Origin of the sequence: Klebsiella sp. 1SOBk5mer (assembly GCF_046603115.1) — a bacterium.
GTDB classification, from domain to species: domain Bacteria; phylum Pseudomonadota; class Gammaproteobacteria; order Enterobacterales; family Enterobacteriaceae; genus Klebsiella; species Klebsiella quasipneumoniae.
This window is the reverse complement of sequence record NZ_JBKIUU010000001.1, coordinates 185,528-210,776: the sequence shown is the minus strand read 5'-3', so window position 1 is coordinate 210,776 and position 25,249 is coordinate 185,528. Positions and strand designations below refer to the sequence as shown.

At 57.6% G+C, this 25,249-nt stretch carries 25 protein-coding genes and 2 pseudogenes; 11 read left to right on the top strand and 16 right to left on the bottom strand.

The window, feature by feature from the left end:
• Position 1 precedes the first annotated feature (1 nt).
• The 6 genes and pseudogenes from rlmA to mgrB form a co-directional block, all read right to left on the bottom strand.
• Complete coding sequence (rlmA, locus tag ACLH1U_RS01040; RefSeq protein WP_023290220.1) at positions 2-796, bottom strand: 23S rRNA (guanine(745)-N(1))-methyltransferase; 795 nt, start codon at positions 794-796, stop codon at positions 2-4.
• A gap of 61 nt (positions 797-857) precedes the next feature.
• Complete coding sequence (ftsI, locus tag ACLH1U_RS01035) at positions 858-2,606, bottom strand: peptidoglycan glycosyltransferase FtsI (protein WP_032428912.1); 1,749 nt, start codon at positions 2,604-2,606, stop codon at positions 858-860.
• Positions 2,607-2,793: 187 nt separating this feature from the next.
• Positions 2,794-3,003, bottom strand: coding sequence for a transcription antiterminator/RNA stability regulator CspE (gene cspE, locus ACLH1U_RS01030; protein ID WP_001062678.1), 210 nt, complete (start codon positions 3,001-3,003; stop codon positions 2,794-2,796).
• Between the two features lie 85 nt (positions 3,004-3,088).
• A pseudogene (locus tag ACLH1U_RS01025) lies at positions 3,089-3,160 on the bottom strand (DUF2627 domain-containing protein); the annotation flags it as partial.
• A 591-nt stretch (positions 3,161-3,751) separates the two neighbouring features.
• Complete coding sequence (locus ACLH1U_RS01020) at positions 3,752-4,042, bottom strand: YebO family protein (protein WP_023290222.1); 291 nt, start codon at positions 4,040-4,042, stop codon at positions 3,752-3,754.
• A 74-nt stretch (positions 4,043-4,116) separates the two neighbouring features.
• Positions 4,117-4,260, bottom strand: a complete 144-nt coding sequence (gene mgrB / locus ACLH1U_RS01015) for a PhoP/PhoQ regulator MgrB (protein WP_002911375.1) — start codon at positions 4,258-4,260, stop codon at positions 4,117-4,119.
• Positions 4,261-4,419: 159 nt separating this feature from the next.
• On the opposite strand from mgrB, the gene ACLH1U_RS01010 reads away from it, so the two are divergent.
• Positions 4,420-4,659 (top strand): YobH family protein, encoded by a 240-nt coding sequence (locus ACLH1U_RS01010; RefSeq protein WP_065805745.1) that lies wholly within the window; start codon positions 4,420-4,422, stop codon positions 4,657-4,659.
• 57 nt (positions 4,660-4,716) lie between these two features.
• On the opposite strand, the gene kdgR is transcribed toward ACLH1U_RS01010, so the two are convergent.
• Positions 4,717-5,508 (bottom strand): DNA-binding transcriptional regulator KdgR, encoded by a 792-nt coding sequence (gene kdgR, locus ACLH1U_RS01005; protein ID WP_004203369.1) that lies wholly within the window; start codon positions 5,506-5,508, stop codon positions 4,717-4,719.
• Positions 5,509-5,685: 177 nt separating this feature from the next.
• Between kdgR and ACLH1U_RS01000 the strand changes: the two genes are divergently transcribed.
• Positions 5,686-7,056, top strand: a complete 1,371-nt coding sequence (locus ACLH1U_RS01000; protein ID WP_044523967.1) for an MFS transporter — start codon at positions 5,686-5,688, stop codon at positions 7,054-7,056.
• Positions 7,057-7,124: 68 nt separating this feature from the next.
• Here the strand turns inward: ACLH1U_RS01000 and htpX are convergent, their stop codons facing one another.
• From htpX to ACLH1U_RS00980, 4 genes and pseudogenes are all read right to left on the bottom strand, one after another.
• Positions 7,125-8,009, bottom strand: coding sequence for a protease HtpX (gene htpX, locus ACLH1U_RS00995; protein WP_023290225.1), 885 nt, complete (start codon positions 8,007-8,009; stop codon positions 7,125-7,127).
• Positions 8,010-8,243: 234 nt separating this feature from the next.
• Positions 8,244-10,292, bottom strand: coding sequence for a carboxy terminal-processing peptidase (gene prc, locus ACLH1U_RS00990; RefSeq protein WP_032453364.1), 2,049 nt, complete (start codon positions 10,290-10,292; stop codon positions 8,244-8,246).
• Positions 10,293-10,311: 19 nt separating this feature from the next.
• Positions 10,312-10,989: an RNA chaperone ProQ gene (proQ, locus tag ACLH1U_RS00985; protein ID WP_023290227.1), complete on the bottom strand. Its 678-nt coding sequence runs from the start codon at positions 10,987-10,989 to the stop codon at positions 10,312-10,314.
• A gap of 81 nt (positions 10,990-11,070) precedes the next feature.
• A pseudogene (locus ACLH1U_RS00980) lies at positions 11,071-11,584 on the bottom strand (GAF domain-containing protein).
• Between the two features lie 132 nt (positions 11,585-11,716).
• Here ACLH1U_RS00980 and yebS point away from each other — a divergent pair.
• The 5 genes from yebS to ACLH1U_RS00955 all read left to right on the top strand — a co-directional run bounded on the left by yebS (position 11,717) and on the right by ACLH1U_RS00955 (position 17,806).
• Complete coding sequence (yebS, locus tag ACLH1U_RS00975) at positions 11,717-13,000, top strand: membrane integrity lipid transport subunit YebS (protein ID WP_032428915.1); 1,284 nt, start codon at positions 11,717-11,719, stop codon at positions 12,998-13,000.
• Positions 12,969-15,602, top strand: a complete 2,634-nt coding sequence (locus ACLH1U_RS00970) for a PqiB family protein (protein WP_017900210.1) — start codon at positions 12,969-12,971, stop codon at positions 15,600-15,602. Before yebS ends, ACLH1U_RS00970 begins: the two co-directional genes overlap by 32 nt.
• Before the next feature lie 129 nt (positions 15,603-15,731).
• Positions 15,732-17,162: a 16S rRNA (cytosine(1407)-C(5))-methyltransferase RsmF gene (gene rsmF, locus ACLH1U_RS00965; protein WP_411298995.1), complete on the top strand. Its 1,431-nt coding sequence runs from the start codon at positions 15,732-15,734 to the stop codon at positions 17,160-17,162.
• 115 nt (positions 17,163-17,277) lie between these two features.
• Positions 17,278-17,517, top strand: a complete 240-nt coding sequence (locus ACLH1U_RS00960; protein ID WP_002911393.1) for a YebV family protein — start codon at positions 17,278-17,280, stop codon at positions 17,515-17,517.
• 97 nt (positions 17,518-17,614) lie between these two features.
• The gene (locus ACLH1U_RS00955; protein WP_002911395.1) at positions 17,615-17,806 is read left to right on the top strand and encodes a YebW family protein; all 192 of its coding nucleotides are present in this window, start codon (positions 17,615-17,617) and stop codon (positions 17,804-17,806) included.
• Here the strand turns inward: ACLH1U_RS00955 and pphA are convergent.
• Positions 17,803-18,456, bottom strand: coding sequence for a protein-serine/threonine phosphatase (gene pphA / locus ACLH1U_RS00950; protein WP_411298994.1), 654 nt, complete (start codon positions 18,454-18,456; stop codon positions 17,803-17,805). The genes ACLH1U_RS00955 and pphA overlap by 4 nt on opposite strands.
• A 156-nt stretch (positions 18,457-18,612) precedes the next feature.
• Here pphA and ACLH1U_RS00945 point away from each other — a divergent pair, with 156 nt between their 5' ends.
• Positions 18,613-19,581, top strand: coding sequence for a VirK/YbjX family protein (locus ACLH1U_RS00945; RefSeq protein WP_168381031.1), 969 nt, complete (start codon positions 18,613-18,615; stop codon positions 19,579-19,581).
• 103 nt (positions 19,582-19,684) lie between these two features.
• Positions 19,685-19,828, top strand: coding sequence for an Ecr family regulatory small membrane protein (locus ACLH1U_RS00940; protein WP_032425946.1), 144 nt, complete (start codon positions 19,685-19,687; stop codon positions 19,826-19,828).
• A gap of 639 nt (positions 19,829-20,467) precedes the next feature.
• On the opposite strand, the gene ACLH1U_RS00935 is transcribed toward ACLH1U_RS00940, so the two are convergent.
• The 3 genes from ACLH1U_RS00935 to yobA are packed head-to-tail and all read right to left on the bottom strand — an operon-like array spanning position 20,468 to position 22,070.
• Positions 20,468-20,806, bottom strand: a complete 339-nt coding sequence (locus tag ACLH1U_RS00935; protein WP_002911404.1) for a YebY family protein — start codon at positions 20,804-20,806, stop codon at positions 20,468-20,470.
• 16 nt (positions 20,807-20,822) lie between these two features.
• Complete coding sequence (copD, locus tag ACLH1U_RS00930; protein ID WP_048297809.1) at positions 20,823-21,692, bottom strand: copper homeostasis membrane protein CopD; 870 nt, start codon at positions 21,690-21,692, stop codon at positions 20,823-20,825.
• A gap of 3 nt (positions 21,693-21,695) precedes the next feature.
• Positions 21,696-22,070 (bottom strand): CopC domain-containing protein YobA, encoded by a 375-nt coding sequence (yobA, locus tag ACLH1U_RS00925; RefSeq protein WP_032453372.1) that lies wholly within the window; start codon positions 22,068-22,070, stop codon positions 21,696-21,698.
• Positions 22,071-22,182: 112 nt separating this feature from the next.
• Between yobA and ACLH1U_RS00920 the strand changes: the two genes are divergently transcribed.
• Both ACLH1U_RS00920 and exoX read left to right on the top strand, forming a co-directional pair.
• On the top strand, positions 22,183-22,413 hold the full coding sequence (locus ACLH1U_RS00920; protein ID WP_002911406.1) for a DNA polymerase III subunit theta: 231 nt from the start codon (positions 22,183-22,185) through the stop codon (positions 22,411-22,413).
• Between the two features lie 78 nt (positions 22,414-22,491).
• Positions 22,492-23,151 carry an exodeoxyribonuclease X gene (gene exoX, locus ACLH1U_RS00915; protein ID WP_023290237.1) on the top strand — a complete coding sequence of 220 codons (660 nt, stop codon included), beginning with the start codon at positions 22,492-22,494 and terminating at the stop codon, positions 23,149-23,151.
• A 3-nt stretch (positions 23,152-23,154) separates the two neighbouring features.
• Here the strand turns inward: exoX and ptrB are convergent, their stop codons facing one another.
• Positions 23,155-25,215: an oligopeptidase B gene (gene ptrB, locus ACLH1U_RS00910; protein WP_048297811.1), complete on the bottom strand. Its 2,061-nt coding sequence runs from the start codon at positions 25,213-25,215 to the stop codon at positions 23,155-23,157.
• Positions 25,216-25,249: the final 34 nt, after the last annotated feature.

Below are 25,249 nucleotides of genomic sequence, written 5' to 3'. Positions count from 1 at the left end.
TTTACTCCTCACGCTGCCAGCAATGGATCATAAAATCGGTCTGGCAGCCAAAGGTCGCCTGCTGACGCAGCGCGTCATGCACTTCGGCTTTGGCCCGCCACGCGAACGGCGTCATCTGCAGCAGGGCCTGCGCTTCACTTCCCGTCAGGGTCATCGGATAAGCCAGCTGCTGCTGAGCATCCAGGCGGAACCCCGGCATCGCTTCCGTCTTCAGCTCATGCAGGCGGATCTCATCGTAAATCAGCCCTTTCAGCTCCAGCAGATGGCGGGGTCCCGGCGTGGCAGTGATCACCCATCCGCCAGGCCGCACCACCCGCGCCAGCTCACCGGCGTTGCAGGGGGCGTAAATGCGCACCACCGCATCGAAGCTGTTATCGGAGAATGGCAGCCGCTGGCTGGAGGCGACGCAAAAATTCACCTGCGGGTAGCGTTTCGCCGCCGCGCGGATTGCCGGCTTCGACACGTCCAGCCCCCAGCTGCGGCTGGCGATGGCGGCAAATGCGTGGGTGTAATATCCTTCGCCGCAGCCGATATCCAGTAATGCCTGAGGGGCAGCGTGCCGCAGTCGCTCAGCGATAGCGTCCCGCAGCGGCTGATAATGCCCGGCGTCGAGGAACGCCCGACGGGCCTGCATCATCTCAGCGCTGTCGCCGGGATCGCGCGACCGTTTGAACTGCACCGGTAGCAGATTGACGTACCCCTCTTTCGCCAGATCGAACTGGTGCCGCTGCGGGCAGGAATAGTGATTGTCGCTACGGCTGAGCGGCGCGTGGCAAAGGGGGCAACTGTATGACATGACGGCTCCGGTGTCGCTGAAAGGGCGAAAGTGTAGCGCTATTCGCCCCTGCAGACCACTGTTACAGCGCCGGCGCCAGCGGGTGGCTGTCGTGCATAACGATCAGATTCTCTGCGCCTTGTGGCATGCCGTCCGGCATGACGTTCTCCAGCCGCAGGACATCGCCCATAATCTGGCTGAATACCGGGGCGGAAACGGCCCCGCCGTAGTAGGAGCCATTGCTCGGGTCGTTCATCACTACAACCAGCGCGAACTGCGGACGGCTGGCGGGCGCCACGCCGGCGGTATAGGCGACATATTTGTCGATATATTTGCCGTCCGGACCGATTTTCTTCGCCGTCCCCGTTTTTACCGCCACCCGGTAGTCGCGCACCGCCGCTTTGGTACCCCCCCCGCCCGGGAGCGCCACGCTCTCCATCATATGCTCCACGCTGTGAACAATATTCTCCGGCATTACGCGCGTGCCAATCACCGGCGGATCAATACGGGTGATCGACAACGGTCGTTGTATGCCGAAGCCGCCGATGGTGGCGTAAACGTGCGCCAGCTGGAGCGGGGTAACCATCAAACCATAGCCGAAAGCGAAGGTGGCGCGATCCAGTTGCCCCCAGTAACGACGATGCGGCATCAGCCCGGCGCTTTCGCCGGTCAACCCCAACCCCGTCGGCTCGCCGAAGCCGAAAGCCGTATAGGTGTCAATCAGATGCTGCACCGGCATGGCAAGCGAGAGATGCGATACGCCGGTATCGCTGGATTTCTGCAGGATGCCGGTCAGGCTCAGCTCCGGATAATAGCCGACATCGCGGATACGGTGGCCGTCGAGGACAAACGGATGAGTGTCCACGACGCTGTCCGGCTGGACAATCCCCTGCTGCAGCGCGGTCATGATCACCAGCGGTTTGACGGTCGACCCCGGCTCGAAGGTATCGCTGATGGCCCGGTTGCGAAAATCATCCAGCGTTGCGGCATCGCGATTGTTGGGATTGAAGTCCGGATAGCTGGCCATCGCCAGGATCTCGCCGGTATCGATTTTAATCAGCACCGCCGCCCCGGACTCGGCTTTATTCCAGCGAACAGCGTTGTCGAGGGCATCTTCCGTCACCGTCTGCAGGCGCTCATCGATACTCAGCTGCAGATTATGCGCCGGCACAGGCGGTACTTCGGTAATGTTCTCAATCACATTGCCATGTTTATCTTTCCGCACCAGACGTCGCCCGGGTTTACCGGTCAGCTGGGCGTTGAAGCTTTTCTCCACCCCTTCGATGCCCTGATTATCGACATTGGTAAAGCCCAGCAGATTGGCAGCCACATGACCTGCCGGATAGAAACGCCGCGATTCATCGCGCAGGTAGACGCCTGGCAGATGCAGTTTATCAATCCACGCCGCCTGCTCGGGATTGATCTGCCGCGCCAGATAGAGAAAGCGGGCGTGGGGATGGCTCTGTACCCGCTGGGCCAGTTCCCCGAGGTTGAGATGCAGCGCTTCGGCCATCGCCTGCCAGCGGGGTCCGTAGCCGACGCCGCCCTTCTCCATGGTGGTCTGCGGGTCGATCCAGATTGCGCTGACCGGAACGCTCACCGCCAGCGGTCGTCCTTCCCGGTCGGTAATCATCCCCCGCTCAACCGCAACGGGCTCTTCGCGCAGAGAACGCATATCCTCTTGTTTTACCAGATTATCGGGGGAAATAATCTGCAGCCAGCCCACGCGGGCCAATAGCAGTCCCAGACAACCGAGTATGGCCACGCAGAGTAACCCGAAGCGAATCGGGGTAAAGCTGGCGGCGGACTTCATTTTTTTATTTAGCACCATAGCTCCGGCATTCTTTTGCAACCAACTGATTTAACAGAAAATTAGCAAAACAGACTGCTACACAATGCTAATAAAGTTGAGTATTTGCAACAAGACGCGACGAGAGGGGGAAAAATGACATGCTTTGCAATAAAAACGCAAAAGCCCCGCGCAGGCGAGGCTTTTATACAAGAAGAGTGGTCTTGTATCAGATAGCAGTTACGTTAACTGCAGCCGGACCTTTCTGGCCGTCCTGAATTTCGAACTCAACGTTCTGGCCTTCAGCCAGAGTTTTGAAGCCGTTACCCTGGATAGCGGAGAAGTGTACGAACACGTCTTTGCTGCCATCAGCCGGAGTAATGAAACCAAAACCTTTAGACTCGTTGAACCACTTAACTTGACCTTTAATCTTTGCCATTTGCAAAATTCCTTAGACTGTTTTCTTCGCCTGCTGGCGTTTACATAGATAAAACTGACACATAACTGCATGAGGCACTAATTTAAGGTTCGGCAGAGAAGCGGTATTCAACGACAACGTGTTTACTCAGGACTTCTTTACTGAAAATGCCACACATAAACAGAACTGTACCTCGTTTAACCCGAAAGGTGTTATCACACACTACGTAAATAATGGCAAGCCATTTTTAAACGTGTCTCGATCGTTCGCACAAATTATAAGGTAATCCTTTGATCGCCTGCACATTTATGCGTGTTTGTCGCCCCTGGCAAGGCGTTATGGCGTTTATCAATAACGCAAGAGCGCAGCCCGGTAACGGCAACTTTTTTACCATAGCTCAACAACTTCGCTTCGTCCAGGTATGTCCGTATACGAACTGCCAGTATACAGGCGACTGGCGGGCCGTGATGAATATTGATGCGCAAAATTCGTTATAACCCCAGACGAAAAATCGCTAAAGCCACGCCAGTGTAGTGATAATAAAACCTGTTAGTCGTCACGCTAAAAATAGTGCTAATTCTGCACCTTAATAATGAAAAAAAGATGACAGCGTCACGTTATCCAACAATAAACGCGGCGGGGATCACTTTATTTACAGCGTGTAAAAAAGGGGATAGTACATTGAGAAAGGAATAATGGAATAAGAATAAGATATTACCGCCCGCTATCATGCAGGTGCGCATCTTATGATGCACACCTGTCGAGGTACTTAGCGCTCTGCCACCAGGCGGATAAACTCGTCCTCCCCTTTCGCCTTACCGGCGACGGTCGGCTCAGCCACGTCCTCTTTTTCCGGCGCACTGGCTTCGCACAGGCGACGTAGCAGCGCATTCTGCCGCTTTTGCTGATCCAACAGCGCCTGCAGCAGTTCTATCTGCTCATTCGCCCGCGAGCTGGCGCGGTTGACGAAGAACCATAACAACAGACCGACAAGCAGCAGCGCCACAGACACGGCCAGCGATGCCAGATTTAAGATCCCAGGATTTAGTAACTCACTCATTTCACCACCTCAAAGAGAAGGCGTTCATTCTACCACCCGCGGCGCAGAAGGAAATCGGTCGTCAGAAAAATGTCTTACCACGGGATAAATTTGTTGATAGTGCAAATGCCGCTGAAAAACTGAACATCCTGGTCGCACATTACGTTAAGCATCTGAGTCCACAGCAACAGGCAGCCTGCTATGATGACTATCAGTAAAACCCACCGTAATTTTTTCACTCCACTCTCCGCATCAGTACGTTATGTCGCCAGGATAACACGGCCTTCTTAAACCGCGGCTAACTGTAATACGAAAGGCAAGTTTAGGAATCATCGACTTGTTTCAAAACGTGTTCGTGTCAAAATCACGGCAAGGATCTTACAAATAATGAGGCATCAATGCGATTAATCATTCGTACTATTGTCGTAGTGGCTATCTTATGGATTGGCGTATTATTAAGCGGCTACGGGGTATTATTCCACAGTGAAGAAAACGTCGGCGGTCTCGGCCTGAAGTGTCAATATCTCACCGCCCGTGGGGTCAGTACCGCACTTTATGTGCATTCCAATAGCGGCGTGATCGGCGTCAGCAACTGCCCGCTGCTGCGTAAAAGCGCAACCGTCATCGATAACGGCTAAGATCGAACCGGCGACCGCGACGATAGCGCCGCGGTCGCCGAATGCTTCAGCGCCATGTCAGAAGGGGTAGTCGTTATATCCCATCTGTTCAGAAATCTTGCGCGCCGCCTGGTGCAGCATCGCCACATATTCATGCAAACGTTCTTCAGAGAAACGTAAGGTCGGGAAAGAGATACTCAGCCCGGCGATGACCACGCCGAAACGGTCGAATACCGGTACCCCGATGCAGCGCAGCCCCTCTTCCTGCTCTTCGTTATCTTCACCATACCCCTGCTCGCGAACGCCATCCAGCACCTTCAGCAACTCAGCGGTACTGGTGATGGTCCGCTCGGTGCTACGTTTATACTCCACGCCGTCAAGGATCTGCTCCACTTCGCTGCGATCGCGCCACGCCAGCAGAACCTTGCCAATCGCGGTGCTGTACAGCGGGTTGCGACGGCCGATACGCGAGTACATCCGCAGGTTATACATTGAATCAATCTTGTGAATGTAAACAATACTGTCTTCATCCAGCGCGCCGAGATGGATAGTCTCTTTCGTCAGGCGGGAGAGTTCCCGCATCTGAATATCGGCGCTGCGCACCAAATCGACGTTCTGCAGCGCGCGCGCGCCCAGCTCGAACAGTTTGAGCGTGAGGGAGTATTTCTCAGACTCTCCCTCCTGCGCCACATAGCCCAGTGATTTCATGGTCTGTAAAAAGCGATAAACGGTGCTTTTCGACATCATGACGCGCTGGGACAGTTCGGTAATGCCAATTTCACGCTCTTCACCCAGCGCCTGCAGGATGCCGAAAACCTTCAATACCGAAGAGACAGAATCTGGCTGTTTATCCAAATCTGCACCTGCCATTTATCACCTCGTCGTAACTGTTTTATAAAATTTAGAACCGGTTTTTATTATAAATTCGCCGCCTCTGCGCCGCAATCATTCTTCTGCCACTTCGTTACAAATCTGCGACATACTGCGGAATAATCAATGCTAAACTCATCATTCAAAAAACCGTTTCATTCAAGACTTATATTCACCATGGATAAAAATTCATCCGATGGCGTGCCGCTGCCGCAACGCTATGGCGCCATTCTGACCATTGTGCTTGGGCTGACCATGGCCGTGCTCGACGGGGCTATCGCCAACGTCGCGCTGCCAACCATCGCCAGCGATCTTAACGCCTCGCCGGCGGCTTCAATCTGGATCGTTAACGCCTACCAAATCGCCATTGTTATCGCCCTGCTGCCGCTCTCTTTCCTCGGCGACATGGTCGGCTATCGCCGTATCTATAAGATAGGCCTGGTGGTGTTTATCTTTACCTCGCTGGCCTGCGCCCTGTCGCGCAGCCTCGAAATGCTGACCTTTGCCCGCGTCGCCCAGGGACTAGGCGGCGCCGCGCTGATGAGCGTAAACACGGCGTTGATCCGCCTGATTTATCCGCAGCGCTTTCTCGGTCGCGGCATGGGTATCAACTCCTTTGTCGTCGCCGTCTCTTCGGCGGCAGGCCCGACGATCGCCGCCGCCATCCTCTCCCTCGCCTCATGGCAATGGCTGTTTTTAATTAACGTGCCTCTCGGCATCGTCGCCTTTGTCCTGGCCATGCGCTTTCTGCCGCCCAACAGCGCGCGCAGCAAAATCGTCCGCTTCGATTTGCCGAGCGCCATCATGAACGCGCTGACCTTCGGGCTGTTGATCACCGCCCTGAGCGGTTTCGCCCAGGGCCAGTCCACGCAGCTGGTGCTGGCGGAGGTCGCCGCTATGCTGGTGGTAGGCTTTTTCTTCGTTCGCCGTCAGCTCACGATGCCCGTCCCGCTGCTGCCGGTCGATCTGCTGCGCATCCCGCTCTTCTCCCTCTCAATCTGCACCTCCATCTGCTCCTTCTGTGCACAGATGCTGGCGATGGTCTCTCTGCCTTTCTTCCTGCAGACGATGATGGGGCGCAGCGAAGTGGAAACCGGCCTGCTGCTGACGCCGTGGCCGCTGGCGACGATGGTGATGGCGCCGCTGGCCGGCTATTTAATCGAGAAATGCCATGCGGGGCTGCTGGGGGCCATTGGGCTGCTGGTTATGGCCTGCGGCCTGTTCGGTCTGGCGCTGCTTCCGGCGTCGCCCACCGATCTGGATATTATCTGGCGTATGGCGCTGTGCGGCGCCGGCTTCGGGCTGTTCCAGTCGCCCAACAACCACACCATTGTCGCCTCGGCGCCGAGCCATCGCAGCGGCGGCGCCAGCGGCATGCTGGGCACCGCTCGCCTGCTCGGCCAGAGCACCGGCGCCGCGCTGGTGGCCCTGCTGTTCAACCTGCTCGGCAACAGCGGCACCCACACCGCCCTGCTGCTGGCCGGCATCCTGGCGACCGTCGCGGCGCTGATTAGCGGTCTGCGCGTCACCCAGCCGCGCGCAGCCTGACGATGAAGGACAAAAAAAATCCGCAGCCTTCGGGCTGCGGATTTTTATTTTCAGCGTCAGATGACGGACTATTTCAGATATTCACCGCTACGCAGGGCTTCAATACGCTTGTCCAGCGGCGGGTGGGTCATAAACAGCTCGCTCATGGATTTCGCTTTACCATTAATGCAGAACGCCATCATGCTGCTGGCTTCCTGCGGCTCATAGCTGGTTTTCAGACGCTGCAGGGCGGCAATCATCTTCTCGCGGCCCACCAGGCGCGCCGAGCCGGCATCAGCATGGAACTCGCGATGACGAGAGAACCACATGGTGATAATGCTGGCCAGAATACCGAACACCAGCTCCAGCACCGTGGCGACGGCGAAGTAGATCAGCGGGTTGCCATTGCTGCTCTCGCCTTCATCTTCCCGGTTGCCGCCGAGGAAGCCGGCCGCAATCTGCGCGATAACGCGGGAGATAAAGATAACGAAGGTGTTTACCACCCCCTGGATCAGCGTCATGGTGACCATATCGCCATTGGCGATGTGGCTGATTTCATGGGCGATGACCGCTTCCGCTTCATCACGGCTCATGTTTTGCAACAGCCCGGTACTGACGGCGACCAGCGAGGCGTCGCGACGCGCGCCGGTAGCGAAGGCGTTGATGTCAGGGGCGTGATAGATAGCCACCTGCGGCATGGCAATGCCCGCCTGCTGCGCCTGCTGTGCAACGGTGTTCATCAGCCAGCGTTCCGTTTCGTTGCGCGGCTGCTCGATCACTTCCCCACCCACAGACTTCAGCGCCATCCATTTCGACATCATCAGCGAAACGATAGAACCACCGAAGCCGAACAGCAAGGCCATAATCAACAGACCGGTCATGCTGCTGGATTGGATCCCCGTGAGGCTTAACACCAGCCCGAACACGACCATCACTGCCAGGTTCGTCAGCAGGAAAAGCGCGATTCGCATCATAATTTTCTTTTTACCTCAATTTAACAAAACGCACTATGCGATTACCCACATCGTATGGGTCAGGCTGCAATTTTCAACCATCAGCCCCCGCTAAGTCACGATAAAAACACAACTTTACATTTTGTAGCATCTTGCTGACAGCGGCAGAGCAGGTTGACATTTTGTTAGATGAGCTGAATGGCGATGACCAGGCGCATAAAAAAACGGGCACCTCTCAGGGTGCCCGTTGGCGACTTATTGGCTGGCCGGCGGTTCCACCGCCGGGCGCGCTTTTTCGAGATGCGCCAGGTCTACCGCGATATGGACCGTTTCATCAAGATATGGATCCGGCTCCTGGTAATCCTTCGGCAGATCGTCCAGTTTTTTCAGCGGCGGTTTGCCTTCGCGTTTCAGGCGATCGTTAATCCGCGCCAGACGAATCGCATCATCCTCTTCGTTCTCTTTTTCACGCTGCGCGTAGTTCAGAGAGACGATGTTACGTTTGTCCTTCATCGCGTTATAACGGGCAATATCCTTCATGATGTACTGGAACTCAGGATCCTGGGCAATACGCTCGTCGTGGCGCTTGAGCAGTTCCGGTCCAAACGGGGCGAGGTCCCCGGACTTCACGTAGGTGGCCGCGTTGATGCTATCCCACGGCAGCGCGTTGTCTTCATACTGCTCGCCGGTTTCGCGATCTTCATTTCCGGTTGGCATCATGATATCCGGCGTTACGCCTTTGCGCTGAGTACTGCCGCCGTTAATGCGGTAGAACTTCTGGATGGTGTACTGAACGGAACCTAACGCCGGCCAGTCCGGACGCAGCATCTGATCGTAGATACGATTCAACGAGCGATACTGCTGTACGGTACCTTTACCGAAGGTCGGCTCGCCAACGATCAGCGCGCGGCCATAATCCTGCATTGCGGCGGCAAAGATCTCAGACGCTGAGGCGCTAAAGCGGTCAACCAGCACCACCAGCGGCCCTTTGTAATAGACTACGCCATCGTTATCGCTGTCTTCGCGCACCTTGCCATTGTTATCCCGCACCTGCACCACCGGGCCGGACGGAATAAACAGCCCCGAGAGCGATACCGCTTCGGTCAGCGCCCCGCCGCCGTTGCTGCGCAGATCGATAACCACGCTGCTGACGTTCTGTTTTTCCAGCTTCTGCAGCTGCACTTTCACGTCATCGGTCAGGCCGACGTAAAAGCCCGGGATATCCAGCACGCCGACTTTTTCTTTACCGACGGTTTTCACCGACATCTTCACCGCGCGGTCTTCCAGACGGATGCGTTCGCGGGTCAGGGTGACGATACGCGTCTTGGCCCCTTTGCCGGCCGGCAGGATCTCAAGGCGAACCTTGCTGCCCTTCGGCCCTTTAATCAGCGCCACGACGTCATCCAGACGCCAGCCAATGACATCGACCATCGACTTCCCGGTCTGGCCGACGCCGACAATGCGGTCGCCGACGCTGATCGCTTTGCTCTTCGCAGCCGGACCACCCGCCACCAGCGAATTAATGACCGTGTAGTCATCATCCATCTGTAGCACAGCGCCGATCCCTTCGAGTGAGAGACTCATCTCGGTGTTGAACTGCTCGGTATTGCGCGGCGACAGATAGTTGGTGTGCGGGTCGATTTCGCGGGCGAAGGCGGTCATCGCCAGCGAGAAGACATCTTCACTGTTGGTTTGCGCCAGACGACGGATAGCGAACTTATAGCGACGGGTTAAGGTGTCGCGGATCTCTTTATCGTCTTTCCCCGCCAGCTTCAGGCTTAACTGGTCAAATTTCACCTTGGCGTCCCACAGCTTGTTCAGCTCGGCCTCGTCTTTCGGCCACGGCGCTTTGGAGCGGTCAAGGTTGAAATTATCGTTGCCGGTAAAGTCCATCGGACGTTCCAGCACCTTCAGCGCATACTGATAGCGCTCGAAGCGGCGCTGCTGCGCCAGGTTGTAGAGGTCATAGAAGACGTCCAGTTTCCCGGTGCGCAGTTCGTCGCCGATTTGGTCTTTTTTCGCCGCGAACTTCGCCACATCGCTGGCCAGCAGCACATTATGGCTGTAATCCAGCAGGTTCAGATAACGGTCAAAAATCTTTGCCGAGAAGGCGTTGTCGAGATCGAACTGACGGTAGTGAGAGCGGGTAAAGCGCGATGTCACGCGCTCGCTCACCGTCGCGTGCTGCGGCTCTTCTTTCAGCACGGGGATTTGATCTGCACGGGTTATTTCATCAACAGCGAACGCATGGCCTGCTATTGCCAGCAGGCCCGCAAGCGCGGTGATTTTAAAAAATGTGTTCATGCCTGGCCCGGCCTCCGTTTCAGAACACCAGGTGTTCTGCGCGTACAATCATTGACATACCAGAAGTCAGCTGTACACGAACGCCATCTTTGGTGATTTCCACAACGGTGGCGTCCATTGCGTTATTGCCTGCTTTTACCTTCAGCGCCTGGCCGACGGTCAGAACGGAAACATCCGATACCGGAGTAAGACGCTCTTCACGCGGAGCTTTGGCTGCAACAGGACGCGGTTTACGCTGTTCAGCACCCTCTTTACGACGCGGCTGCTGAGGACGCGGTTTACGCTCGCGGCGAACGCCTTCATCCGGCTGGCCTGCAGCGGCAGCGGCTTCGCGTTTTTTCGCCTGCTGGGCAGCGCGCTGCGCCTGAACGCGAGCTTTCGCTTCTTCCAGCTGCTGACGCGCATGGGCAATGTGCTGCTCTTCCAGTTCGCCGCACGGGTTGCCGTCCAGGTCAACGCGGATAGCGCCGGCTTTTACGCCGTAGAGATAGCGCCAGCTCGAGGTATAGAGACGTAATGCAGCGCGAAGCTGGGTTTTGCTGAGATTCATCTCACCACCCACTCGCTCAACGAGATCCTGAAAAATTCCGATTTTCAGGGGGCGCGCTTCGCCTTCAGCGCTGAAGCACTGAGGGAAACGTTCGGCCAGAAAGGCGATAACTTCTTTACTGCTATTCAACTTAGGTTGATTTTCCATGAAATTTCCTGATTACAACGGACGTAGCCAACAAGCCGCAGGCATGAACAGGCGACATTATAATGACGTCCTCGCTAAATGCTACGTTATCCGTTGATTATCCCACGACACGGGTAAAGATTTTTTGATAATCAGTGGCCGCGATGAGTTTTTCCAGATGCTCGACCAGCGTGCGCAACCCCTGCTCATCTTCAGCAGTGAAGCGGCCGTAAGCCGGACTGTCGATATCCAGCACGCCGATAATCTGGTCGTTCACGCGCAGGGGGAAGACAATTTCCGAATTACTGGCGGCATCGCAGGCGATGTGGCCGTCAAACGCGTGGACGTCCTCGACGCGCTGCACCTGGGCTTGCGCCACCGCCGCGCCGCATACGCCGCGCCCGACCGGGATCCGCACGCAGGCCAGTTTGCCCTGGAACGGCCCCAGCACCAGGGTATCGCCTTCCAGAAGATAGAAACCGGCCCAGTTGACCTCGCCCAGTCGTTCAAACAGCAGCGCGCTGGTATTGGCGATCATCGCCAAGAAACTGGTTTCACCTGCCATTAATGCCTGGAAATCGCGGTTCAAATCCGCGTAAAATTCTGTTTTGCTCATTATATCTTCACTTGGTTGTCTTACTGCCTGATACGTACAGCCTACTAAAATAAGCATTAAATGCGCTTGGGCTCAAGATGAATTCATTCATAGGTTAAGATAGTGGGATACATTCATTCCTGTACGTATTAAATGCCGATAAAAACATCCACCCTTAAGCCTGCGAATAAGATGGTCGTGCATGCCGTGAGCACACCGCTTCCCTATGCGCATTATCAGCGCTGTACGCAGTGTGACATGCTCTTTCGCTTACCGGTGCTTAAACGCAACCAAAGCGCCTGGTGTCCGCGCTGTAACGCGAAGGTGCGCGATGGCCGCGACTGGTCGTTGACCCGTCTGGGCAGCATGGCCCTGGCGATGCTGCTGTTAATGCCCTTTGCCTGGTCCGAACCCCTGCTGCGCCTTCACCTGCTGGGGGTACGCATTGACGCCAACGTCCTGCATGGCATTTGGCAGATGACCGCGCAGGGCGATCCGCTTACCGCCGCGATGGTGCTGTTTTGCGCGGTGGTCGCCCCGGTGCTGCTGGTGGTTTCGATTAGCTATCTGTGGCTGGGCAACGTGCTGGGGATGAACCTGCGTCCGGTGTTGCTAATGCTCGGTAAGCTCAAGGAGTGGGTCATGCTGGATATCTATCTGGTGGGCATCGGCGTCGCCTCCATCAAGGTGCAGGATTACGCCTTTCTGCAGCCCGGCATCGGCCTCGTGGCATTTATCTCCCTGACGCTGCTGAGCATCCTGACGCTTATTCATATGAACGTCGAAGAGCTGTGGGAGCGATTCTATCCCGAACGGCCGGCGACCCGCGCCGATAACAATCTGCAGGTGTGCACCGGCTGCCACTACACCGGCTACCGCGACGCCCGCGGCCGCTGCCGGCGCTGCCACACGCCGCTGCACCATCGCCGACCGCAGAGCCTGCAGCGCAGCTGGGCGGCGCTGATTGCCTCGCTGATTTTGCTCTTACCGGCCAACCTGCTGCCGATCTCCATCATTTACGTTAACGGCGCGCGCCAGGAAGACACCATCCTCTCCGGGATCATCTCCCTCGCCAGCAGCAATATCGCCATCGCCGGCGTGGTGTTTATCGCCAGTATTTTGGTGCCATTCACCAAAGTTATAGTGTTATTTACCCTGCTGCTCAGCATACAATTCAAATGCGAGCAGGGGCTGCGCACCCGCATCCTGCTGCTGCGGCTGATAACCTGGATTGGCCGCTGGTCGATGCTGGATCTGTTTGTTATCTCACTCACCATGTCGCTAATCAATCGCGATCAGCTCCTCGCCTTTACGATGGGGCCGGCCGCGGTTTACTTCGGCGGCGCGGTAATTTTAACTATTCTTGCAGTTGAATGGCTGGACAGCCGCTTACTTTGGGACGCACATGAGTCAGGAAACGCCCGCTTCGCAGACTGAAGCCAGAATAAAAACCAAACGTCGTATCTCGCCATTCTGGCTGCTGCCGGTCATCGCGCTGCTGATTGCCGCCTGGCTCATCTGGACCAGCTTTGACGACCGTGGATCGACAATTACTATCGATTTCCAGTCTGCTAACGGCATCGTGCCGGGGCGGACGCCTATCCGCTATCAGGGGGTGGAAGTCGGTACCGTCCAGGACATTAGTCTCAGTAAAGACCTGAGTAAAATTGAAGTTTCCGCCAGCATCAAACGCGATATGAAAGAGGCGCTGCGCAAAGATACGCAGTTCTGGCTGGTGACGCCGAAAGCCTCTCTGGCCGGCGTGTCAGGACTGGATGCCCTGGTGGGCGGGAACTATATCGGCATGATGCCGGGCAAGGGCGAACCCGAAGATCACTTCGTCGCCCTCGACACCCAGCCCAAATACCGCATCAACAACGGCGAGCTGATGATCCACCTGCAGGCGCCCGACCTTGGCTCTCTGAGCAGCGGCTCGCTGGTCTACTTCCGTAAGATCCCGGTCGGGCGGGTGTATGACTTCACGCTGAATGACAATAACCAGGGGGTCACCATTGATGTGCTGATCGAGCGCCGGTTTACCAACCTGGTGAAAAAAGGCAGCCGTTTCTGGAACGTCTCCGGGATCAAAGCCGACGTCGGCCTGAGCGGGGCCAAAGTGCAGCTGGAGAACCTTTCCGCGCTGGTGAACGGCGCCATCGCCTTTGACTCCCCTGCCGATTCGCAGGTCGCGTCGCAAAACGATGACTATCATCTGTACGAAGACCTGGCGCACAGTCAGCGCGGGGTGGTGGTGACCCTCGACCTGCCGGACGGCGACGGCCTGAAAGCGGGCTCGACGCCGCTGATGTATCAGGGGCTGGAAGTGGGCCAGTTAAGCAAACTGAATCTTAACCCTGGCGGCAAAGTCACGGGCGAGATGACCGTCGACCCGAGCGTGGTGACCCTGCTGCGGGAGAAAACGCTGATTCAGATGAAGAAGCCGAAGATCTCCCTTGATAACCCCAGCGTCAGCGCCCTGCTCACCGGCAATACCTTTGAGCTGGTGCCCGGCGAAGGCGAACCGCGTAATCACTTCTCCGTCATGCCAGCGGATAAAGCGCTGCTGGAGGAGCCCAATGTCGCCACCGTCACCCTTTCGGCGCCGGAGAGCTACGGGATCGACGGCGGCCAGCCGCTGGTGCTGCACGGGGTGAAAGTTGGCCAGGTGCTGGAGCGCAAGCTGACGGCCAAAGGGGTGACCTTCCAGGTGGCGATTGCCCCGGAATACCGCGATCTGATTCGCGGCGACAGCAAGTTTGTGGTGAACAGTCGTCTGGACGTCAAAGTGGGGCTCGATGGCGTGCAGGTGCTGGGCGCCAGCGCCAGCGAATGGGTGAACGGCGGGATCCGGGTGATCCCGGGTGAAAAAGGCGAAATGCAGAGCAGCTATCCGCTGTATGCCAACCTCGAAAAGGCGCAGGAAAACAGCCTGAGCGAAGTGCCGACCACCACCCTGAGCCTCTCCGCTGAGACGCTGCCTGACGTTCAGGCTGGCTCGGTGGTGCTGTATCGTAAATTCGCCGTCGGCGAGATCATCGCCGTCAAACCGCGCAAAGACGCTTTCGATATCGATCTGCATATCAAGCCGGAGTACCGCTACCTGCTGACCAACAATAGCGTCTTCTGGGCGGAAGGGGGTGCGAAGGTCAAACTTGACGGCAACGGGCTCACCGTTCAGGCCTCGCCGCTGGCCCGCGCCATTAAAGGAGCGATCAGTTTCGATAACCTCAACGGCAGCAGCGCCAACGCGCGACTGAATAATAAACGCATCCTTTACGCTTCTGAAACGGCGGCGCGCGCCGTGGGCGGCCAGATCACCCTGCATGCGTTCGACGCCGGGAAGATGGCGGCCGGGATGCCGATTCGCTATCTCGGCATCGATATCGGTCAGATCCAGTCCCTGGAGCTGATCACCGCCAAAAACGAAGTGCAGGCGAAAGCCGTGCTTTACCCGGAATACGTCGGCACGTTTGCCCGCGCCGGGACTCGCTTCTCGGTGATCACCCCGCAGATCTCCGCGGCAGGCGTGGAGCATCTCGACACCCTGTTCCAGTCCTATATTAACGTTGAGCCCGGACGCGGCCCGGCGCGTCGCGACTTTGAGATCCAGGATACGACGATCAGCGACTCGCGCTATATCGACGGTCTGAATATCGTGGTGGAAGCGCCGGAGGCCGGATCGCTTGGCATCGGTACGCCGGTGCTGTTCCGCGGTCTGGAAGTCGGGACGGTGACCGGCCTGTCGCTGGGATCGATGTCTGACCGGGTCATGGTTAAGATGCGCATCAGCAAGCGCTACCAGTACCTGGTGCGCAATAACTCGGTGTTCTGGCTGGCCTCAGGTTACAGCCTCGACTTCGGCCTGGTTGGCGGCGTGGTGAAAACCGGGACCTTCAATCAGTTTATCCGCGGCGGGATCGCCTTTGCCACGCCGCCGGGTACGCCGCTGGCGCCGAAGGCCCAGGACGGCAAGCACTTCCTGCTGCTGGAGAGCGAGCCGAAAGAGTGGCGGGAGTGGGGCACCGCCCTGCCGCAGTAATCCTTACCTCCCCTTCTCCCGCCCCGGCAAACGCCGGCGGCGGGCAGACGACAAACCGCACGCCCCGGTGTCCTGCACCGGGGCGTTTGTGCTAAACTGCGCACCCTTTTTTTCTGTGGTGCGCTGCCCGTGGCCGAAAATACTGTCTATTTCCCTGAAGCGTTTCTCGCTCAAATGCGCGCGGCAATGCCGGCGCACCTCTCTTTCGACGACTTTATCGCCGCCTGTCAGCGCCCGCTACGCCGTAGTATTCGCGTCAATACGCTGAAAATTAGCGTCGATGATTTCCTCTCTCTGGTCGCGCCCTATGGCTGGCAGCTGACGCCGGTCCCCTGGTGTGAGGAGGGATTCTGGATCGAACGGGACGACGATGCGCTGCCGCTGGGCAGCACCGCCGAACACCTCAGCGGGCTGTTCTATATTCAGGAAGCAAGCTCAATGCTGCCGGTCGCCGCCCTGTTCGCCGACAACCCGCAGCCTGAACGGGTCATGGACGTTGCCGCCGCCCCGGGGTCGAAAACCACCCAGATCGCCGCCCGGATGGGCAATGCGGGCGGCATCCTGGCGAATGAGTTCTCCGCCAGCCGGGTGAAAGTGCTGCATGCCAACATCAGCCGCTGCGGCATCAGCAACGTCGGCCTGACCCATTTCGACGGGCGGGTGTTCGGCGCGGCATTGCCCGAAGCCTTCGACGCCATTCTGCTTGATGCCCCCTGCTCCGGCGAAGGGGTGGTACGCAAAGATGCCGACGCGCTGAAAAACTGGTCGCCGGAGAGCAACCTCGACATCGCCGCCACCCAGCGCGAACTTATCGACAGCGCTTTCCATGCCCTGCGCCCTGGCGGGACGCTGGTCTATTCGACCTGCACCCTGAACCGCGAAGAAAATCAGTCAGTCATACACTGGCTGCTGTCCCGTTACCCGCAGGCGGTAGAGATCCAGCCGCTGGGAGCGCTGTTTCCCGGCGCGGCCGATGCCCTAAACGCGGAGGGATTTCTGCATGTCTTCCCGCAGATCTACGATTGTGAAGGCTTCTTTGTCGCTCGCCTGCGCAAGACTGCGGCGATCGATCCGCTCCCGGCGCCGGGCTATAAGGTCGGCAAGTTCCCGTTTGTGCCGCTGAAGGGCCGGGAAGCCGCAGCGGCGACCGCCGCCGCCCGCGCTGTCGGCCTGGAATGGGACGCGAGCCACACGCTGTGGCAACGAGATAAAGAGCTGTGGCTGTTTCCGCAGTCTATGGAGCCTCTGTTTGGTCGGGTGCGGTTTTCGCGCATTGGCGTGCGCCTGGCGGAGCTGCACAATAAGGGTTATCGCTGGCAGCATGAGGCGGTTATTGCCTTTGCCGCGCCACAGCGCGCCTTCGAGCTGACGCTGGAGGAGGCGGAAGCGTGGTATCGCGGACGCGATGTCTATCCGCAAACCCCGCCAGCGCAGGACGAAGCCATTGTCACCTTCCAGGGCGTGCCGCTGGGCCTGGCCAAGCGCGTCGGCTCCCGTCTGAAGAACAGTTATCCGCGCGAGCTGGTACGCGATGGGAAACTTTTTGCCGGCAAGGTGTGACACCGCGCAAAAAATACGCACTTTTTGACTGGCGGTTTTCCCCCCATTGACTACGCTGAAAAATGACGGCCGCAACTGGTCGTACCACAACTCAGCTGAAAAATGGGGTGAAGCGATGAGTAAAACCAATGTCCGCATCGGCGCGTTTGAGATAGACGATGCCGAACTGCATGGTGAACATCAGGGTGAGCGAACGTTAAGCATTCCCTGCAAATCCGATCCAGATTTATGTATGCAGCTTGACGCCTGGGATGCCGATACCAGCGTTCCCGCGATTCTCAATGGTGAACATTCCGTCCTCTACCGTAAACATTACGACCGCCAGTCCGATGCCTGGGTCATGCGCCTTGCCTGACACCAATGAACCCGTCGCCTGAGACGGGTTATTTATTTCCCCGTCCCGCCGTCATCCCCTACACTAAAGAGTATGTGCCCCCGGACATGAGGCCAGGATGTTTGCCTTAGTGTTGTTTATTTGCTATCTGGATGGCGGCTGCGAGGACATTGTGGTTGACGTCTACCGCGAGGAAACCCAGTGCCTGGTGGCGATGGAAGATCAGCGGATCCGCCACGGCGGCTGCTACCCGATAGAAGATTTTATTGACGGCTTCTGGCAACCCGCCAGCGAATACAGTGACTTTTAGCCTGCCGACTGCAGCGCCACCAGGGTCAGCGTGCCGCCGAACACGGCGCCGGTGTCAATATAGTGTTGATTGTCGTAGTCACAACGCGCGCGAAGCGGCGTATGGCCAAACCAGAAATGGTCAGCCCCGGCGATAGCGCCATGACGCCCCGCCAGATGTTCACTCAGACGATGGCGGCTCCACAGGACCCGCTGAGGATCCACCGGCTGCTGCCAGCGATAGACCGGCGCCGGGTAATCGGCATGGGCGATCACATGCCGCGCCTTTGCGCACTCCACTTCAATAATCAACGGCAGCCGCTGACAGCGCGCCAGCAGCCGATCGACGTCATCCCGCTGCCGCACGTTGCTCCGGGCGTACCAGTCGCCGCCGTTCATCTGCCAGAGCGTCATATCTCCGCTCTCCAGCGCCTCCAGCGCCATCTGCTCATGATTCCCGCTCACGGCCCTGAACCAGCGGCTGCGCAACAGGCCGAGACAGTCAGCGCTTTGCGGCCCGCGATCGATCAGATCGCCAACCGAGATCAGCAGATCGGCCCAGGGATCAAAGCGCAGCCGGCGCAGGCGCTCCATCAGCAGCGCAAAGCAGCCATGCAGATCGCCCATCAGCCAGATATTACGCCAGTCGCTGCCATTAATACGCTGATACATATAATTACCTCTCTGCCGTAATTATAGGTAATTCCAGCTTACAGTCGCTGTTTTTTATTTACACCTCAATCGATTTTAAACAAACGGCAAATATAGTCGGCCAGAGCATTAAGCTTATCAGTGCCTCGCTTTAAAATAGCAGGAAATAACAACGAGGTGTTTATCGTGACAGACAATAGCCTGCATTCATCCAGCGTGCTTACGCCGCGCTCGCATCTCATTGCCGATCTGGTGATGGGCAGATTAACACCCGCACCTATCTGGCGGCAGAAAAATTACCGCTTTAAGTTTCTGCTGCGCACGGCGTTATTTTATAGCCCTACCAAAGCGATGCTGGAGGCGCTGAGCGCTCGTGACGATTTTAACCAGCTGCTGACGGCGCAGGCGACGCTGCCGGGGAAAGTGCACCGTCAATATCTGACGCGCGATCTCAACGCCTGGCAGCGGGCGATGGCGGTCATAAGCCATTATCGCTATGTCGATACCCTGCGCGGGTCGCGGCTGGCGCATGCCATGACCGCGGTGTGCGAGGTCCCGTTGCTGACGCTCAATGGAAAGGATGAACGCCAGTTTACCCTCTCGGCCTCTTCGGCCGGGAAGGCCGAGCGTGAGGGTGAAACCACCCTATGGCTGCGCGACAGCGACCATACCCTGCTGGCCAGCGCGACCTTCAGCGTGACCCGGGAGGGCGACGCCTGGCAGCTGGTCATCGGCGGTTTACAGGGACCGCGACGCCACGTTTCTCATGAGGTGATCAAGCAGGCGACTCGCGCCTGCTACGGCCTGTTCCCGAAGCGCCTGCTGCTGGAGTTTATCTGGCTGCTGGCCGCTCGCAGCCATATCGCGGCGATTTACGGCGTCAGCGATAACGGCCATGTGTTCCGCGCCCTGCGCTATCGCCTGAGCAAGGGGCGCCATTTCCACGCCAGCTATGACGAGTTCTGGCAATCCATCGACGGCAAGCCGGAAAGCCTCTGGCGCTGGCAGCTACCGCTGCGTCTGGAAAGAAAACCGCTGGAGAGCATCGCCAGTAAAAAACGGGCCGAATACCGGCGTCGATTCCAGCTGCTGGATCAGCTGGCGGAGCAGGTGGCAATATTGACGCAGCTGCTGCCGGGCATGTAAATTTCGCGACCAGCGAACCCGCCCCGTTACGCGGCGTTTGCTTATTATGTTCTTATTTCGCTACTATCATGGTCCCGCAGGCCATTGGATAGTCGTTAGCATGATGAGTAAAACCGAAATTTTTCTGCTGATTATTCTGGCGGTCGTGCTGCTGGGCAGCATATGGTTTATTTTCAGCGATGAAATTTGGCTTTTACTCTGCTATCTGGAGAGTCAGATATTTCCCACCTTTAGCGTTCCGGAATAATATTTTTTGCCCGAAACTACGCCCCTGAATATTATTTGCCGCCATTTCGTGGGGCGCGGACGACTAATCGCATGAATTGCCAAATCAATAAAGTTTTGTTTATTTAATTTATCATACAAATAGGTATACTAGCAGACTTCCGATGTTGGCCCGCCAGTTAACCTGCACGCCGGGCCTGTTTAGGTGCAGGTTTTTTCTTTTCCTCTCCCCTCGCTTACGGTTCCGCCTTCCCCATATCGTTCTTCCGCAGGATACAATTTGTGTGTAAATGAATTGTGTATGCTAAAAACGGTGTGCTATAACGGGACATCCAGAGACCAGCCTGGTGATTGACTGACAGGATGTCGCTGGTCATCGCGAAAGCAGACAGATTAAGATAAAAAGAGACCGAATACGATTCCTGTATTCGGTCCAGGGAAATGGCTCTTGGGAGAGAGCCGTGCGCTAAAAGTTGGCATTAATGCAGGCTAAGTCGCCTTGCACTATAAGAATAGTTTAACGCGTCAGCTTTTCCAGTCTGCGGCCAATGTGGCCGAATAATTCCTGGAAAAGAGGGCGCTGTTAGCGAAAAAACCGCCACTGCCGTTGTCCGGCAAGGGCGGTTTTTTTTATGTCATTACAGCGAGATAGCGCGAAAATCTAGCAGAGCTTCTGCGCGCGCTCGATAAACGGCGCGAGGCTCATTTTTTGCCCAGGGTGCTGCGGATCGTCGATCTGGATCACCGAGATCGGCTGGGCAGTGGTTTTGCCGGCTTTGACCTGCTGCTCAGCCACCTCATTGAGCGGATACTGGACCAGGGTGCTCGGGTTGATAGCGTAGAGGGCATTGCCCGGACGACAGGTCAACATCACCTCTTCACGGTTGAACGCCCAGCTCTCCTTTCCTACCTCAAAGCGGCTCACGGTGATAATTTGCGGCGCCGCCAGAGCAGCGCCGGAGCTTGCCAGTAACAACATGGTCAGAACAATTTTTTTCATGATTTTGCCAGTTAATTCAATAAGGTTCCCAGGTGGCAAACAGGCTGACGGCCAGCAGCGCCAGCGCGCCCAGCCCTATCTCGGCCTGCGTGGTTCGCAGGATCAGGCTTTCCGCCCGCGAACCGCTTGCCGACATGCGCGGTACCAGAACATACCTGTTCACTAACGCAATTACCACCATCCCGGCCACCAGCGCACATTTGATCAACAGCAGACGTCCCCAGGGCGATGCGCCAATCAATCCTCCCTGGATCAACAGCGCATTGATCGCCCCGCTGGCAAGGGTGCCGGCGACGGCCAGATGCCCGTAGCGTGAAAAGCGCGCCATGGTATAGACCGCGGCCTGCCGCCAGCGCCCCTGCGCCAGGCGCAGGCAATAGATAAAGGGCAACAGGCCGCCGAACCAGCTGGCAACGCAGAAGAGGTGGACAGCATGATTAGTCCGCTGTAGGGCGCCGAGTAAACCATCATGCATGGCGGCATGCCCTACCCCAGCGGAAAGCAGCAGCTGGGCCGCCAGCAGGGCCACCAGCTGGCGAGCGCCGTGGCGGGGACGGATCCACACCACGGCGAGGGCGATCCACGCCAGCAGGATCTGCCAGATCCACACCCCGCCGAAGCGGGTACCCGCCACCGCCTGCCAGACGGCGGGTTGCCAGACATCCGCCCAGCCCTCGCCCATCATTCCCCCCTGCAGCAGATACAGCGCCAGGGTAGAGAGCGCGCCGATCAGCAGCAGCGGGCGCAACAGCGGATAGAAGCGCAGCATCAGTACGCGTCGCAGCGGCACCGGCGCCCACCAGGCGCCATACAGCACGCAGCCAAAAGCCAGCATCAGGGCGATAAAATGCCCAAAACGCAGGGTAATATAGAGCCCGGTCAGCATCGCTTACTTCACGCTAAAGGTGTATTGCCCTTTGGTTTTATGGCCATCCACTGAAACTACATGCCATGCCACAGTGTATTCTCCCGGCCGCAGGGTTTCCGCCACAGGCACGGTGACCTGGGTGGGGTTGTCGGCGCTGCGGGTCAGTTTGCCGGTGGCCACCGCATGCTGCTGCGGACCGGTGACGGACACCCCGCTGAACGCGGGTTCAATGCCTTCGGAGAAACTGAGCGTCAGCGTCTGCGGAGAAGCCGCCAGCTGCGCGCCGGCGGCGGGGATCTGCTGCTGCAGGTGAGCGTGGGCGAGCGCGCCCGTCGCGGTTAATAGCCCGGCAAACGCAACGGAGAGGCGCATCGCGCGTCCAGCAAGAAGTCGCATATTCGTCATTCCCTTTTGTTATGTCTGTAGCACAGAGAATAACCCTGTATAATGGCAGAGTCGAGCCGGGCGTCAGGCCCTGACCGGGTTTACAAGCAGAGTGGAGTGTATGATGGAAAGAAATCTGGCCAAAATTTCGCAAGATGAGATGGATAAAGTCAACGTCGATCTCGCCGCCGCCGGCGTCGCCTTCAAAGAGCGGTATAATATGCCGGTGGTCGCTGATTTGGTCGAGCGTGAACAGCCCGCCCATCTGCGCGACTGGTTCCGCGAACGACTGATCGCCCATCGGCTGGCCTCCGTCTCGCTGTCCCGCCTGCCCTGGGAGCCAAAACAGAAATAATGCCTACTTCCCCCCTCGCCGTCGGTTGGCAAGCCTGGCCAATTGCTTTACGCTTATTGTTTTGCTCTGGAGCGAGCCATGCTGCGCGTCATTGATACCGAAACCTGCGGACTGCAGGGGGGCATCGTTGAAGTCGCCTCGGTCGACATTGTCGACGGGCAGATCACCAATCCCATGAGTCATCTGGTGCGTCCTGACCGCCCCATCAGCCCGCAGGCGATGGCTATCCACCGGATTACCGAAGAGATGGTCGCCGATAAGCCGTGGATTGAGGAGATTATTCCGCACTATCATGGCAGCCCGTGGTATGTCGCGCATAACGCCAGCTTCGATCGTCGGGTGTTACCGGAGATGCATGGCGAGTGGATCTGTACCATGAAGCTGGCCCGCCGGCTGTGGCCGGGGATCAAATACAGCAATATGGGGCTCTATAAATCACGTAAGCTGAACGTGGCCACGCCGCCGGGGCTTCATCACCACCGGGCGCTGTATGACTGCTATATCACCGCTGCGCTGCTGCTGGATATCATCAACGTTTCCGGCTGGACGCCTGACGAAATGGCCGATATCACCGGTCGGCCGGCGCTGCTCACCACCTTCACCTTCGGCAAATACCGCGGTAAAGCCGTCGCCGAGATTGCTGAAAACGATCCAGGCTATCTGCGCTGGTTATTCAACAATCTCGACCGCATGAGCCCCGAACTGCGCCTCACGCTCAAGCATTATCTCGGGGAATAGCCCCTACACTGCCGCTTTCCCCGGCAGTGTCCCCTGCGCCAGGGCGATGAAAAAGGCGTACTCCAGCGCCACCCCCTCATAGCTTTTAAAGCGCCCGGATTTTCCGCCATGTCCGGAGTCCATATCGGTGCAGAGCAGCAGCAGGTTATCGTCGGTTTTCAGTTCACGCAGTTTCGCCACCCACTTCGCCGGCTCCCAGTATTGCACCTGGGAGTCGTGCAGCCCGGTGGTCACCAGCATATGCGGATACGCCTGCGCCTTCACGCCGTCGTAGGGGCTGTAGCTTTTCATGTAGTGGTAATAGGTTTCATCCTGCGGGTTCCCCCACTCTTCAAATTCGCCGGTCGTCAGCGGAATGGTCTCATCCAGCATGGTGGTCACCACGTCGACGAACGGCACCTGAGCTATTACGCCGTGGAACAGCTCTGGACGCTCGTTAACGGCCACCCCCATCAGCATGCCGCCGGCGCTGCCGCCCATGCCATAGCAGAGCCGCGGGTCGCCGTACCCCTGGGCCAGCAGCGCGTCGCAGACGTCCAGGTAGTCGTTGAAGGTATTTTTCTTACACAGGAATTTACCGTCCTCATACCACTGCTGGCCCAGCTCGCCGCCGCCGCGAACGTGCGCGATAGCGTAGACAAAGCCCCGGTTGAGCAGGCTCAACCGGCTGGCGCTGAAATCGGCATCGATACTGTCGCCATACGAGCCATAGCCATAGACCAGCAGCGGATTGCTCCCTTTACGAAAATGGTCGCGATGATAGACCAGCGAGACCGGGACTTCGACGCCATCGCGGGCGGTTACCCACAGGTGCTCGCTCTGATAGCAGCGGGTGTCCAGCCCCTTCACCTCCTGCTGCTTGATCACCCGTCGTTCGCCGGTATCCATATCCAGCTCAAACAGGGTGTCGGGCGTGGTCATCGAGGAGTAGCCGTAGCGCAGGCGCGACGTTTCAGGCTCCGGGTTATAGGCAAGCCAGGTGACATAGGCCGGATCGTCAAAGGCGATCCCTACCACCTCCCGGGTCCTGCGGTTAATCTGCCGCAAACTGGTCAGGCCGCGCTGACGCTCCTCGACGACCAGCCAGTCGGTAAACAGGGTAAATCCTTCGAGCATTACGTCGTGACGCGGCGGGATCAGCGTGGTCCACTGCTCTTCATCGCGCAGCACGGTACGGTAGAGGCCAAAATTCTTCCCCTCCCGGTTGGATCGCAGATAAAAAGCGTGCTGATAGTGATCGAGGCTATATTCATGATCTTTACGCCGCGGCAGGAAGCAGACCGGCTCGGCGTCTGGCAATTCGGCGTTGAGCAGCAGCACTTCGCTGGTGGTGGCGCTGGAGAGATAGATCACCACGAACTGCTGGGATGTGGTTTTATGCACGCTGACGTAGAAGGTCTCATCTTTTTCCTCATAGACCAGCGCGTCGCTCTGCGCCGGCGTCCCGACGGTGTGGCGCCAGACCTGATAAGGAAGCAGCGTGGTGGGATGTTTACGCACATACCACACAAAGCGTGAATCGTTGCTCCAGGCAAAGCCGGAGGTGACATTTTCCAGGGTCTCCGGATACCACTCGCCGTTGCTGAGGTCGCAAAAGCGCAGCCCGTACTGGCGGCGGGAGAGATAATCTTCCGCCACCGCCATCAGCTGGTTGTTGGGCGCAATGCCCAGCCCGCCCAGGGTGTAAAACTCGCTTTTCGCCGCCCGCTGGTTGGCATCAAGCAGGATCTCCCACTCGTCCCACTCCTCTTTCAGCACCGACTGGCGCTGGTAGATAGCGTATTCGCAGCCCGGCTCGTACACCTGACGATAGCGAAAGCCGTTTTTGCTGTAGGGAGCCGAGACTTCTCGCTGCGGAATGCGGTCGATAATCTCTTTCAGCAGACGCTCCTGCAGGCTGAGCTGCGAATCCATCACTTGCTTGCCGTAGGCGTTTTCCGCGTGCAGATATTCCAGCACATCAGGCCGCGCGCGTTCATCGTCGCGCAGCCAGTAATAGTTATCGATGCGTGTATCGCCATGCAAGGTCATGGCGTGAGGGATCCGTTTGGCTTTAGGTGGCATGTTATTCTTCTGCTGCTTTTTCGTGACACAAGAG

Coding starts and splice junctions, on each gene's coding strand:
- yobA (WP_032453372.1), bottom strand. CDS start 22,070: ATGCGACTTCTTGCTGGACGCGCGATGCGCCTCTCCGTTGCGTTTGCC.
- ACLH1U_RS00935 (WP_002911404.1), bottom strand. CDS start 20,806: ATGAAAAAAATTGTTCTGACCATGTTGTTACTGGCAAGCTCCGGCGCT.
- pphA (WP_411298994.1), bottom strand. CDS start 18,456: ATGTATCAGCGTATTAATGGCAGCGACTGGCGTAATATCTGGCTGATG.
- ACLH1U_RS01000 (WP_044523967.1), top strand. CDS start 5,686: ATGGATAAAAATTCATCCGATGGCGTGCCGCTGCCGCAACGCTATGGC.
- prc (WP_032453364.1), bottom strand. CDS start 10,292: ATGAACACATTTTTTAAAATCACCGCGCTTGCGGGCCTGCTGGCAATA.
- ACLH1U_RS00955 (WP_002911395.1), top strand. CDS start 17,615: ATGTTTGCCTTAGTGTTGTTTATTTGCTATCTGGATGGCGGCTGCGAG.
- ACLH1U_RS01020 (WP_023290222.1), bottom strand. CDS start 4,042: ATGAGTGAGTTACTAAATCCTGGGATCTTAAATCTGGCATCGCTGGCC.
- exoX (WP_023290237.1), top strand. CDS start 22,492: ATGCTGCGCGTCATTGATACCGAAACCTGCGGACTGCAGGGGGGCATC.
- cspE (WP_001062678.1), bottom strand. CDS start 3,003: ATGGCAAAGATTAAAGGTCAAGTTAAGTGGTTCAACGAGTCTAAAGGT.
- ptrB (WP_048297811.1), bottom strand. CDS start 25,215: ATGCCACCTAAAGCCAAACGGATCCCTCACGCCATGACCTTGCATGGC.
- yebS (WP_032428915.1), top strand. CDS start 11,717: ATGCCGATAAAAACATCCACCCTTAAGCCTGCGAATAAGATGGTCGTG.
- ACLH1U_RS00970 (WP_017900210.1), top strand. CDS start 12,969: ATGAGTCAGGAAACGCCCGCTTCGCAGACTGAAGCCAGAATAAAAACC.
- copD (WP_048297809.1), bottom strand. CDS start 21,692: ATGCTGACCGGGCTCTATATTACCCTGCGTTTTGGGCATTTTATCGCC.
- ACLH1U_RS00920 (WP_002911406.1), top strand. CDS start 22,183: ATGGAAAGAAATCTGGCCAAAATTTCGCAAGATGAGATGGATAAAGTC.
- kdgR (WP_004203369.1), bottom strand. CDS start 5,508: ATGGCAGGTGCAGATTTGGATAAACAGCCAGATTCTGTCTCTTCGGTA.
- htpX (WP_023290225.1), bottom strand. CDS start 8,009: ATGATGCGAATCGCGCTTTTCCTGCTGACGAACCTGGCAGTGATGGTC.
- ACLH1U_RS00960 (WP_002911393.1), top strand. CDS start 17,278: ATGAGTAAAACCAATGTCCGCATCGGCGCGTTTGAGATAGACGATGCC.
- proQ (WP_023290227.1), bottom strand. CDS start 10,989: ATGGAAAATCAACCTAAGTTGAATAGCAGTAAAGAAGTTATCGCCTTT.
- ftsI (WP_032428912.1), bottom strand. CDS start 2,606: ATGGTGCTAAATAAAAAAATGAAGTCCGCCGCCAGCTTTACCCCGATT.
- ACLH1U_RS00940 (WP_032425946.1), top strand. CDS start 19,685: ATGAGTAAAACCGAAATTTTTCTGCTGATTATTCTGGCGGTCGTGCTG.
- rlmA (WP_023290220.1), bottom strand. CDS start 796: ATGTCATACAGTTGCCCCCTTTGCCACGCGCCGCTCAGCCGTAGCGAC.
- ACLH1U_RS01010 (WP_065805745.1), top strand. CDS start 4,420: ATGCGATTAATCATTCGTACTATTGTCGTAGTGGCTATCTTATGGATT.